This is a genomic window from Lacticaseibacillus pantheris DSM 15945 = JCM 12539 = NBRC 106106 (assembly GCF_001591865.1).
Classification (GTDB): domain Bacteria; phylum Bacillota; class Bacilli; order Lactobacillales; family Lactobacillaceae; genus Lacticaseibacillus; species Lacticaseibacillus pantheris.
Window position 1 is genome coordinate 20,844 of sequence record NZ_BCVS01000011.1, and the last position, 12,891, is coordinate 33,734.

8 protein-coding genes are annotated in these 12,891 nt (G+C 55.0%); all 8 read right to left on the reverse strand.

Features of this window, described 5'->3' with window-relative positions; all coding sequences use genetic code 11:
• Window positions 1–102: 102 nt before the first annotated feature.
• Entirely contained in the window at window positions 103–768 is a 666-nt protein-coding gene (locus tag LPA02S_RS02540) for a histidine phosphatase family protein (protein WP_054649011.1), read from the reverse strand.
• Between the two features lie 763 nt (window positions 769–1,531).
• The gene (locus tag LPA02S_RS02545; RefSeq protein ID WP_056956730.1) at window positions 1,532–2,491 is read right to left on the reverse strand and encodes an ABC transporter permease; all 960 of its coding nucleotides are present in this window, start codon (window positions 2,489–2,491) and stop codon (window positions 1,532–1,534) included.
• Window positions 2,492–2,494: 3 nt separating this feature from the next.
• Window positions 2,495–3,730 (reverse strand): ABC transporter permease, encoded by a 1,236-nt coding sequence (locus LPA02S_RS02550; protein ID WP_082405293.1) that lies wholly within the window; start codon window positions 3,728–3,730, stop codon window positions 2,495–2,497.
• Complete coding sequence (locus LPA02S_RS02555; protein WP_056956731.1) at window positions 3,720–5,261, reverse strand: ABC transporter ATP-binding protein; 1,542 nt, start codon at window positions 5,259–5,261, stop codon at window positions 3,720–3,722. The genes LPA02S_RS02550 and LPA02S_RS02555 overlap by 11 nt, the downstream gene beginning before the upstream one ends.
• 1,483 nt (window positions 5,262–6,744) lie before the next feature.
• The gene (locus LPA02S_RS02560) at window positions 6,745–7,791 is read right to left on the reverse strand and encodes a BMP family lipoprotein (RefSeq protein ID WP_054649008.1); all 1,047 of its coding nucleotides are present in this window, start codon (window positions 7,789–7,791) and stop codon (window positions 6,745–6,747) included.
• A gap of 390 nt (window positions 7,792–8,181) precedes the next feature.
• Window positions 8,182–9,996 (reverse strand): FtsX-like permease family protein, encoded by a 1,815-nt coding sequence (locus LPA02S_RS02565; RefSeq protein WP_054649006.1) that lies wholly within the window; start codon window positions 9,994–9,996, stop codon window positions 8,182–8,184.
• 11 nt (window positions 9,997–10,007) lie between these two features.
• Window positions 10,008–10,766: an ABC transporter ATP-binding protein gene (locus tag LPA02S_RS02570; protein WP_054649004.1), complete on the reverse strand. Its 759-nt coding sequence runs from the start codon at window positions 10,764–10,766 to the stop codon at window positions 10,008–10,010.
• Window positions 10,767–10,968: 202 nt separating this feature from the next.
• On the reverse strand, window positions 10,969–12,630 hold the full coding sequence (locus tag LPA02S_RS02575; protein WP_056956732.1) for an APC family permease: 1,662 nt from the start codon (window positions 12,628–12,630) through the stop codon (window positions 10,969–10,971).
• Window positions 12,631–12,891 lie beyond the last annotated feature (261 nt).

Here is a 12,891-nt window from a genome sequence, read left to right on the forward strand (position 1 = left end):
ACCGCCTTATTAAAAATTACCCCAATCACTTATGTAATACATCCTCTAAGCAAACAAAGAGACCACGGCCGCAACCGTGGTCTCCATCATCAAACGTTAGCCTTAATCCTTTGGAACCTGATTATAACTCAATACCTTGATACCGTCATCCGTGAGTTGAATCTTGCTGACACTGCCATTCTTTGGACTCACCGACACGTCGTAGCCATCCTGACGACCGAACTTATCCACGATACTGCGAATGGTCGTGCCGTGGCTCACCATCAGCACGTCCCCACCATCGGGATTGTCGTCACGCAGTTCTTTGAACCCGTGCATCAGTCGCGTCCAGTACGTACGCGCGTCCTCGGCGTCACCAAACGGATCGGCGGCAGCCATGAAGTCTTTGCTGGCGTCCATGCCGTGTTCCTTAATGATTTCGTGGAAGGTCCGCAACCCGCCGTGGGGCATCCCGATGACGTACCAGGTACGGGCAGAATCGTCGCCTTCAAAGTAGCCATAGCACTGCTCCCGAAAGTTTTCGGTCAGGTGCAGGTGCGTACCCGGGTACAAGTTGGCTGCCAAAATGTGTTTGGCCGTGTTCCGGGCGCGCATGGTATCGCTACAGTACGCCCGCTGGAAGTGAATCTCACGTAAATACTTGCCAGCCCGGTCAGCGTCAGCCTCACCTTTGTCAGTCAGCGGCGAGTCACACCAACCCTGCATCCGGTTGTACTTGTTCAAATAAGTCTGACCATGGCGCACGAGGTAGACAGTTACTGGTTCCATGATGGGGCCTCCCAAATGTTTTCTTGATACCCTCATCATACCATTATCACCGCTGGATTTGGGCAAGGGTTACCGACCGGTTTGGGTGGTGGGGATGGCTCCGGTAGTTGGGGTTGCCTGTGGCCGGCTACCTCCGCCATCCCCACCACCCAAACCTAGGTTAACTGTTCAACTCCAAAATAGAATAATTTTAGAATGAGCTACATACCTACATTTAAACCATTAGATGCCAGTCATTTATGGTATGTTCCCGTACCCCAGGAACAAATTGAGAGTTCGTTTATGCACTGTCAACATTGATCAAGTGATGTTACCCGAGCAATACGTGTTTGACACTTGGTAAATTCCAACCGCTGTGGCAAATCGTGGCCGCGGGCACTGTTATTTAGAAAATTGCTATCACTCTCGCACACTAGGACCGCGCTACCGGTATGGTGGGCCGTTTGGGGGGGAGGCGACTGAGACCGGAGTATTGACCGCTCCCGGGGGGGAACCGCTGTTGGAGCCGGAGGCGACGTACAGCGCGACGAGATTCAAGACTGGCCGGTGGGTTTCCGGATAGGCCTGAATTTGTGCCGGAAACACGCCCGCATTTGGCGGGTTGGAGGCTTCGCCCTAGGAGCGGTCAATACGGAGCGTCTCACAAATCCGTAGCCCCCAAACGACCCACCAAGAACCAACGTTACAGTGTGGAACAGCCGATAGTGAAGACACTAAAAAACGGCTTCCAAGTATACCCCGGAAACCGTCTTTGCCATAATCACTATTTAGCTTTCACAAACGTTGACCCATCTGCTGCTGGTGCCGCCGACTTCCCGACGAACGCAACCAGGACAATGATGGTAATCAGGTATGGCGCGATACTGAAAATCACGTCCGGCATCGACTTAATGACCGGAATGTACGCACCGACAATGGATAGGCTCTGCGCAAAGCCGAAGAATACGGCCGCGCCCATGGCTCCAACTGGGTGCCACTTACCGAAGACCATCGCCGCTAGGGCCATGAACCCTTGGCCCACAATCGTGGTTACCGAGAAGTTCAGCGTAATCGATTCGGCCATCACGGCCCCACCGATACCGCCCAGGAACCCAGAGAGCATTACACCCATGTACCGATACCGGTACACGGAAATGCCGACGGAGTCAGCGGCCTCGGGATGCTCACCGACTGAACGGAGGCGTATTCCGAAGCGCGTGTGGGTCAACACCCACGCACAGAAAATCGATACGATAATGCCCAGGTATGCCACCACCGACGTCTTGGTGAAAAAGATTGGTCCAATGACCGGAATCTTCGACAGCAACGGGATTGTCGTAGTGGATAGCGGGTGCTGCAAAATTGCGGTCTGCCCGCGGCCTTCATACAGCAAGCGCGTCAGGTACACCCCCAGCGCCGGTGCCATCAGGTTCAGCACCGTACCACTGATGATGTGGTCAGTCCGCCAATTGATGGTCGCCACGGCATGAATGAGTGAGAACAATACACCGACCACCCCGCCGGCAATCAGGCCTAGCCAGGGAGTCAGGCCACCCAGTTCTTTACCAAAGGTGAGGTTAAACACCGAGCCAGCGAAGGCCCCCATGACCATGATGCCTTCAAGACCAACGTTGACAATCCCCGAGTGTTCGGAGAACGCACCGCCAATAGCCGTGAAGATGAGCGGGGCGGAATAGACAAGCGTTGTTGATACTAACGTCAGTAAGATTACTTGTAAGTCCATTGATTACGCCTCCCCATCGTGTTCATCGTGGTGGTCCGGTTGTTCGACTTTGCTTTGCTTCTGGCCCCGTTTGCGTGGCGGTATCTCGCCCGCCCGCGGCTGGTCTGCCTCCGCGTCACCAGGTCCAGACGCTACGCCCGCGGCCGCAGCCGTTGATGCGGTCACCTTGCTGGCGTTACGCGCAGCCTGGCGCCGCGCGCTGGTGTTCAACGCGTAACGAATGATGTACTGCGCACCGACAAAGAAGATGACGGCGGCAATCACGATGTCCACAATTTCTGACGGCGTGTTCGACATGATGGAAATGTTCAGTCCACCAATCTTCAACAGGCCAAACAGCACGGCCGCAAAGATGATCCCGATGGCCGAACCGCCCGCCAACAGCGACACGGACATGCCGTCGTAGCCAATGCTAGGCATGGCGTCGTTCACGATGATGTTCTCGTAGTTACCAAGACCATCGACGGCGCCGCCCAATCCACAAAAAGCGCCGGAAATCAGCATAGAGAGGATAATCGTCTTCTTGTCGGACATCCCCGCGTACCGTGCACCGTCGGGGTTCATCCCCACGGCCCGAATTTCGTAACCCAAAGTTGTTTTCCGCATCAGCCACCACAGGAAGATGGCCGCAATAATTGCAATAATCAGTCCGTAATGGAAGGTCGAGTTTTGCGTCAAGTTTTCCAGAAACGGTGTCCGCAACCGTGCCGCTGTTGGAACCGTCGGGGAGTAATCGTTATCCCCTTTGGCCAGCACGCCCTTCACGAACGCGTTCGTACCGTATAACGCCACGTAGTTCAGCATGATGGTCGTGATCACTTCGCTGGTCCCGAAGAAGGCCCGCAGCACGCCGGCAATCCCGGACCAGATGGCCCCACAGATGACGCCGGCAATGATAGCACCGGGCAACATGATGATGCGGGGCAGATCGGGAAACCAGAGGGCAAAGGAGACGGCACCCACCCAGCCCAGCAGCGCCTGGCCGGCAACACCAATGTTAAAGAAACCGGCCGAGTTTGCGATAGCAAAGCCGCACCCCGTCAAGATTAACGGGGTCGCGGTCCGCAACACTTCACCGATGGCGTTAGGTGTACCCACCGCACCCATGAACATGTTGGCGTAATCCTGAATCGGGTTGAACCCCGACAGCAGCATGATGATGGCACCCACCAGTAAGCCTAAGAAGACCGCAATGATTGGGATCCAGATGCTACGAATCCAAGTTTTACTAATCCGCATTGGTAGTGGCCTCCTTGTCCTGCTGGCCAGAGCCGGCCATCATTAAACCAATTTGTTGTTCAGTCAAGTTCTCCGCATCCTCAGTCGCCACTAGGTGCCCCGCGTGGATAACGGCAATCCGGTCGGCGAGCTGACGAATTTCATCCAGTTCATAAGAGATTAGTAGCACCGCATGTCCTGCCGCCCGCGCGTTCAGAATCTGCTGGTGAATAAACTCAATGGCACCGACGTCCAGGCCCCGGGTTGGGTTCATGGCAATCATTAGTTGCGGATCCCTGCTCATTTCCCGGGCAATAATCAGCTTTTGCTGATTACCACCAGACATGGAGCCAGCGGAATTGTGCATATCGGCAATCCGCACGTCAAACTGTTTGTTCAACCGGGCGGTCATTTCCGCCGCGGCTTTGGCATCACGCACACCGTGGTGGGCCAAAGGTGGCCGGTAGTACTCCATCATGCTCATGTTATCAATTTCGGACATGGGCATGATCAGGCCAAACTTTTGCCGGTCTTCGGGAATGTGGCCGACACCGGATTCGGTGACCTGCCGCGGCTTGGCGTGGGTCGTGTCCTTACCGCCCACGGTCACCGTCCCGTTAGCAACCGGCATCAAACCAGTCAGCGCTTTGACCAGCTCACTTTGCCCGTTACCATCGACCCCGGCCAGGCCGACAATTTCACCGGCGTGCACCGTTAAGTTGAAGTCCCGGACGCGGTGAACCTTCTTGTGGTCGACCACGTCGAGGTGCTCAATCTTCAGGATGGCGGGCCCATCCTGGTAAGGGGCCTTGTCGAGTGCAAAGTTGACGGCGCGACCGACCATCATGGTGGCCAGGTCCTCAGCGGATTCATCGGCCGTCTTCACGGTCTGAATGACGTGCCCCCGGCGCACAATCGTGGTGTAGTCGGCCACCTGCCGAATTTCCTCCAACTTATGCGTAATCAGGATGACGGCTTTGCCTTCATCCGCGAGCTTCCGCATAATTTTCAGTAACTCGGTAATTTCTTGCGGCGTCAACACCGCAGTGGGTTCATCAAAAATCAGCACGTCCGCGTCACGGAAGAGAATTTTGACGATCTCCACCCGCTGCTGCATACCGACGGAAATGTCGCTCACCTTGGCGTCCAAATCCAGCTCCAAATCGTATTGATCCAGAATGGCCTGAATTTTCGCCCGCGCCTGTTTCTTGTTGAGGCGACCGGCATTGGTTGGCTCCGCGCCCAGAATGATGTTTTCCAGGACGGTAAAGGCGTCGACCAGCATAAAGTGCTGGTGCACCATCCCCACTCCGAGGTCCGTCGCGTCTTTGGCCGAGTGGAGGTCTACCACCTGACCCTTGATTTTGATTTCACCACTAGTGGGGCGCAAAATGCCCGACAACATGTTCATCAGGGTCGACTTACCGGCCCCGTTCTCCCCTAACAGTGCGTGCACTTGGCCGTTGTAAAAAGAAATGGAAATATCATCGTTGGCCTTGAAAGTACCGAAAGCTTTGGTTAAATGATTGATCTCAATTGCTGCTGTAGCCATATAGCTGGTCCCCCAGCATGCGTGTTACTATCCACGCACACCAAAAATGAATTATTCCTCTGCAATTATGTAGGCGGTGGCCACCCACTAGGTGTACGCCGCCACTGGTGTCTATCATACTACCAGTTGTGGCTGATTTGTTGCGACCACCAAAATACCTATTAATATATTACCGTGTTTCTGCCCGTTCCGATACTGGTAATTGCGCCTAATTATAAATTTTCCGTACATTATCCGTTTTCATCCCCACATCATTCACTGGTGGAAACGGTTAGTGGTGTGAGAATCTGAGCGGGGCGCGGCTGGGACTGGGGGCCTACGCCTTTGTGGGTCACTCCACGGTGACCGCTTCTAGGGCGAAGCCTACAATCGCAAAGCCCGCGATTTCCGGCGCGAATTCAAGCCTGCCGCAAACCCAGCGTCAGTCTTGAATATCGTCGCGCCGTAAGGGCTAAAGCCCTAACGGCGGTACCCCCTGGTAGCGGTCACCGTTCCGGACCCAGTCGGCTCCGGCCCCCAGTCCCAGCCACACCCCACTCAGGTTCTCCGCTAGTTCGATTTCCACTCGAGGGTGTGTGGGGATAAGTACGGATACTGCTAGCGATGCGGGTTGTAACACCTCCCTTAAATTAGAGGCGGCGTTAACAGACTTATATAAAACCCTATTCACAAATCAAGTTCTATAACTTCAAATACATCGAGTACCTAGCGTGTCTATGAACACCATTTCGAATTCTATTGGTGTTGCATCTGCCTCACTGTTCGTGGACTACACCTACCCCCACTATAGTTGGTATGCTAGCTAGCCATTATCGGTTATGGCCACCAATCCAGTCTCCAAGGTTGTAAACTCCGCAATTGGAGGGCTGGGGCTGCTGGTGTGAAGCGGAGTGGGTATGGGCACCACTGGCTGTTCACGGTCCGCATATGCGGACGCCGTAGGAGCGCAGCGACGTACGGCGAGACCAGTTTAGAGACTACGGCGCTTTTCCGTAGGCTCTAAGTGGCGGCGGAAGACCGCGCTCTTTGCGGGCTGTAGCCTTCTCCACCGCAGCCGGTGGTGCCCATACCCACGGGAGCGTAACACCAGCAGCCCCAGGCCATGGGCATAGTGCGCTGTTCGTGGTCTACCCATCTGCTGACGACGCCACTATGTGTGGGTCGAGCCGGGCTTGCTGGTATGGAGCGGAGTGGATGTGTCACCGATTGGCTGTTTACGGTCCGCGTATGCGGACGCCGTAGGAGCGCAGCGACGTACGGCGAGACCAGCTTAGAGACTGTGGTGGGTTTCCACAGGCTCTAAGTGGCGGCGGAAGACCGCGTTCTTTGCGGGCTGGAGCCTTCCCCACCGCAGCCAGTCGGTGCCACGTCCACGGGAGCGCAATACCAGCAAGCCCGGCTTGATCCACGCCAAGTTACGTCAAGCCACAAGGAGGGTATAGAAAAACCGGGGCGTAGTGGCCCCGGTTCGTCGACGCTTAGGTTACTTCAATGCGGATGGCGTTTCAGCGACCTTGATCTTGCCGTTGATGATGTCAGTCCGGTACTTCTGAACGTCCTTCCATACGGAGGCGCTCATGTTGTCGCGGGCCAACTTAACACCGTCACCCTTCAGGCCGTACGCAATGGTCTTGCCACCAGGGAACTTGCCTTTCTTAGCATCCGTTGCCAGGTCCTTAACGGCCGTGTCCACACCCTTAACCGTGGAAGCCAGGGTCAAGTTGCCGCCCTTGTACTTACCTTCGGCAGTCTGGTCACGGTCAACACCGATTACCCAAACCTTCTTGGACTTGATGGCGTTCTTGGCCGCGGAGAAGACCCCGGAACCAGTACCACCAGCAGCCTGGTAGATGATGTCTTCGTCGTTGTTGTACATCGTCTGTGCCAACGTCTGACCAACATCTGGCTTGCTAAAGCTGTTAGCGTACTTCACGTCAACAGTAACCTTCTTGTTCTGGTCCTTGTTGACCTGCTCAACGCCCTGACGGAAACCAGCCTCAAAACGGTCGATAACGGCACCGTGCACACCACCGATGAAACCAACCTTGCCTGACTTAGTGGTTTCAGCTGCAGCCACACCAGCCAAGAAGGCCGCTTCGTTATCCTTAAACGTTGCGCTAGCGACGTTCTTCACGTTAATAACGTCATCAATGATGACAAAGTTGGTCTTCGGGTTCTTCTGTGCCGCTGCCTTGATGGTCTTGCTCAGCTTGTAGCCACTACCAATAATGGTAGCGTACTTAGCCTGCACCATCTTGTTAACGTTCGGCGTAAAGTCGGCCTCGGAATCGCTCTGGGCGTAGTTGTAACCACCAACGCCCTTCTTCAGACCATTGGCCTTACCCCAAGCTTCCAGCCCTTCCCATTCTGACTGGTTGAAACTCTTGTCGTCGACACCACCACCATCGGTGACCAACGCAACCGAGTGCTTACTCGTCTTGCTCGAGCTGGACGAGCTCGAACCACACGCTGCCAGAACTACCGTCAATGCTGCGGCCGCCGCCACAGTCGCTACCTTAGTGAATTTCACTACAAGTCCTCCTCTGTTTTAAGGGTCCGTTCCCTGCTTACAAAAAAGATACCACTGATATTCACGTAAAACAAGAACAATCGCCACACATTTTTCATAAATCGTTCGAAACTGCATTGGCCCAGTTCTTACACGAAAAAGCGTGCGCGTCAGCAAGCTGGTTGCAAACGCACACGCTTTTTAATAATCAAAATTGGTTTAATCGGTTGATGTCATGACACGGCCGAAACAGCATTCCGCCGCGCCTTTGCCATCACCCACGTGAGAAACACACATCTATTATCCTCCATTACCGTCCTAAATGCACGCCCAAATTAATTGACATGTGTCCGGCATGGTAAAAATGTGGACATCCCGCTTTGATTTTAGCTCAATGTTCGTTAATTGCGGTTACTCGCGTGGACGGACAATCCCGTTGTACAGCCACACGGTGAGCACGTAATACAGGATGTAGAGCACCGCAAAGATGGCAAACGGCACCCAGATACCAGCATACGGATTGATCAGTAGTGCTTTAAACAGCTGGAGTCCGAACAATACGTGAACTACCCCCAGCACTGCCGGCACTCCGAACAGGACACCGATTTCGGTTCGAATCGAGTTCCGTAGCAGCTTGGGCCGTACACCCATGCGGGATAGCATCCGGTAACGCGCCCTGTCGGCGGCAGCCCCCGACAGGATCTTGAACATCAACGTGCTGGCAAGCATGGCGAGGAACGCCAGCCCCAGGAAGAAGCCCATGAAGGCAAAGCCACTGTTCATCCCGTTCATCATGGTGTACATGGTGTACTTATCCGGTGCGGAACGCTTCATCAGCTGTGGGTAACGCTTAATTTCCATTTCATGGATTTTCTTCATGACCGGAATGTTGGCGCGTAAATCACTAACCCGGTAAGTCACCACTTTCTGCACCTGCCCACCTGCGCGAGCATAAGACTGCGCGTCCACAAACCGCAGTTTGGAGCCGCCCGCGATGTTCATCGTGGTCAGCGTTAAGAATGCGTTCTGGTACTCGACCGTATTTTCCTTGGCCGTATCCGCTTTGTACTGAGAATACTGCATCACGTCACGCTTGGTAAAATTGGCCTTCACCTCGAGTACCGGGTGCGCGTTCACCTCATCCGCTTGGAAGTAGGCGGTGTTGTTGGACTGATCCACTTTGACGTCGTAAGTAACCTTGCTGGTAACCCCCGTCAACTTGTCGGCCTCACGCTGCGTGGCCGTAGTCGGGTCGTGCAGCACCACGTCGTAGGTACTCAGTGCGTTAGTCATTGTCGGTGTTTCCTGGTAGAAGTTCAGCCCGACCGTAATGGCACCCAGTGCTAAGGCAAAGAGGATGGACACCACCGCCAAGATTGCGGTGTACGAGTGGAGCCGGAACCCAATCTGGGCCAGGGTAAAGCTACGGACGTTCTTCTGTGCGAACTTGTGGTTGCGTCGTAGCGCCCCCACAATGGATGTCACCACGGCCCCGACCAGCAGGAAGCTACCCAAAACAATGGTGACTAGCGCGATGGGAATACTGTTAATGCCCAGGTGGTTAATGGCCTTCATGGCCCAGTAGCCAACGCCGAGGCTGATGATACCCAGAATAGCTAGCAGCAATTCCCGTACCGGCCGACGCTGCACGATGACCGGCTGCGTGTCCGCATGGAGCAGCTCCAGCACCGGCGTCCGCCGCATCTTGCGGGCGTTGACCAACGCCGCGAGGAAGAACAGGACGGTAAAGAAGATGATGGTCGTCAGGACCGCCGGCCAGTACAGGCTCACCAGGTGTCGCGCGGGGGCATCCAGCATCTGCCGCAACAGTTGGCTCACCCCACCGGTTAGCCCGACACCGATAGCGGTCCCGACCAGCGTGGCGCCGACACCGAGTGCCAGCGTCTCGGTAAAAATCAGGCGACTGATCTTGCGCGACTTTGCACCCAGCATCATGAACAGGGCGTAATCCCGCTGCCGCAGTGAGAGCAGGAACGAGTTGGCATAAATAATGTACACAAAGGTGATGATGGCGAGTAATACCGCCCCAAAGCCGAAGATAATCGGCGTAACGGACACCGTCGAATTTGCCTTCTGGAACTGGTCGTTGGTCGCCAACGCCATGAACATGTAGAAGATGGCGCTGCCGATGACCAGGCCGGAAAACAGCACGACGTAATCACGGAGGCGGCTTTTAATACCCGATAACGCTAGTTTGTTGAGCATCTCGACACCCCCTAGTTCTGGAACGTGCCGAGGACGTCAAGCAGTTCGCGGTAAAACTCCTCGCGGCTGCGGTCCCCACGCTTGATTTCCTGACCGATCACCCCGTCCTTGATGAGCAAAATCCGCTGGGCGTAGCTCGCCGAGAACGGATCGTGCGTGACAAGCAGGATGGGTACTTCCTGGTCAGTGTTCAACATTTTCATCGTTTCCAGTAACTCCCGGGCGCTCTGGGAGTCCAAGGCCCCCGTCGGTTCATCCCCAAAGAGGATGGCCGGCTTGTGCACCAACGCACGGGCCGCAGCGACACGCTGCTTTTGCCCACCACTGATGGCGCTCGGGTAGGAATCCAAGATGGGCGTAATGCCCAGCCGTTGCGCGATGGCGTCCACGTCCTCAGCGATACGGCCGGACGGAACGTTTTGCAGTGCTAGTGGCAAAGCAATGTTTTCCCGCGCCGTCAGGGTTTCTAGCAAGTTAAAGTCCTGAAAAATGAATCCGATCGTTTGCGCGCGGAAGTCAGCTAACTGGTCGCCGCTCAACTGCGTCACGTCCGTACCGTTAATGGTGACGGAGCCGCTCGTTGGCTGATCCAGGGTACTCAATAGGTTCAACAAAGTGGTTTTCCCAGAGCCACTTGCACCCATGATGCCGACAAACTCGCCGGGCGCCACGTCAAAGCTAATCCCCTTTAACGCTTGGTACTGCTTTTCACCCTTCTTACCGTATGTTTTTGTTAGGTCGCGTACAGACACGACGTTTTGGTTAGTCATAATGATACCCTCCCGTTTGATTACTTACAGTTACTACGCGGCTACACGTTGATAACCGCGGAACACTTATTATAGTACTGGTCTCTGCGCGCCGATTCATCGGGCGGAAGGCTGAAAAGTGCAGTGAACAATCACTGGCACGCAAAAAGGACGCCACCCGTCACAACCGCAACGGCGTCGTCCCCTACTTTGTATCCATTAATTAATCCTGGTAGCTGCTGACCTGGGTGCGACCATCCTTGGTCATCCCCCAAACAACTACGAAAATCACGGCGTCGACCGCCAGTACCACGAGCCAGCGGAGGAGCCCCATGCTGGCTGGTAGCAGCGACTCAACTAACCCCCATGAGGTCAGGCCAATCAGTACCACCAGCATCACACCGGTCAGGGTGTACCACGTCCCTTTGCCAAAGGCGATACCGCCACGGGCCGCAGCCTGGCGTTTTGCCACCCACGGCATCAGGAAACCGAGGACGATCATACCGGCCGTCACCCCGATGTTCAGGATCATTTCCATAGTCCACTTACCCGTACCAAACACGGCGTCGACCGGGAAGAATCCAAGGACAGCCAGCAGCGCGGTGATACCGAACATCCACCAGCCGACGGTCAACCCGGCCCACCGGTGTTTTAGGTAGACGTAATCGCCACCGTGATACTGTTCGTTGTGCTTACGAACCATAATGTACGCCCAGAACAGGAACAGCGTGCTGGCTGGGCTGACGATCCCGTTCAGGTTCAACAGCCAGTTAAAGATGTCGTTAATCTGCGGCAACATCCCCGCTAGCGCCATGATGATGCCACAGATAGCGGTGGTCAGCCAGTAACCGTTAATTGGCAACCCGTCGCTGGTCAGCTTGGTTAGCTGCTTGGGCATGTACTGCTTGGCCACGTCACCCAGGAAGATCCGCGTGGACGCATCCAGAATCACGGCCAGTTGTGCCAACATGTAGATACCCTGGACGGCGGCAAAGATGTACATCAACACGTTACCCATCCCGTACTGCCGACCAATAGCCTGGAACGCGTAGTACGAACCGTTCATCTTGAGGTCATTCGGCAGGTGGTGCGCATTGAAGTACACACCCAGACTGAACGTACCAAACAGCGTTAGGAACATGGTCATGATGGCAATCATCTTGAGGGCTTTCGGGAAGTCCCGGGACGGGTGCTTCATGTCTTTGGTGTACGGTGCCGCGATTTCCGAGCCGTTCATCGCAAAGACAAACAGGCCAAAGGTGGCCAGGAACCGGAAGTCAAAGTGTTTCGGCAGAAAGGCGTGCAAGTTGAACGGGTGGGTCGCAATCGGCTTACCCGAGGTCAACCCCGCAAACGTCATGACCACGAAGAGAATGGTCATCAGGAACATGGCCCCACCACCAATGGTACTGAGAATCTCGAGCGAGCGGTTCTTGAACAGGTGCTGGAACCAGATGAAGCCAACGAAGATAACGGCCGTTAGGATACCAAACCAGGCGTTGCCCAGGTGACTTTGGATGTCACCGTTACCGGTAATGATCCACCCCAGCGAGATAACGACGGAGTTGGCGACGTCCACCACGTACGGCAAACCAGTAATCCAGTAGAACCACGCGGCAAAGTAGCCAACTTTGTCCCCATTCACCGCGCGCATCCAGGAGGTAATGCCACCGCCACGATCCTCGAACTGCGAGCCCATGTGGGCCACAATCAGGTTGTACGGAATCACGTACAGCACCGTCATGACGACCCACGTGAAGACGGCAACGAGCCCCTGGTTCTGGAAGTTGTAGATAATATCGTCAAAGCCGATGACGGTCACAAAGTCCATCAGGCCGACGATCACCCAGGGGATGAAGCGTTGTTGCGATTGTTGATTATTCATATTTTATGTCCTCAGTCTAGTGTTTACAGCAAACAACTGGACTGACGACCGGGTGACTTATTGCTAAAACGACGCATGGGTTGGTCCTCGATATGTATTTTAATGAAAAATTGCATTGTAAATGTGCCTCAACCATGTTACCAAACTTCCCTGGTTTGGCAAAGGTGGGTGGGTGTGCTGGCAAAGTGGCGGTGGGGTTGCGGATTTGTGCCCTGCGCCGTAGTTGCCACAGCAGTGGTCGCCGGCCGCGTTGGTCGGGTT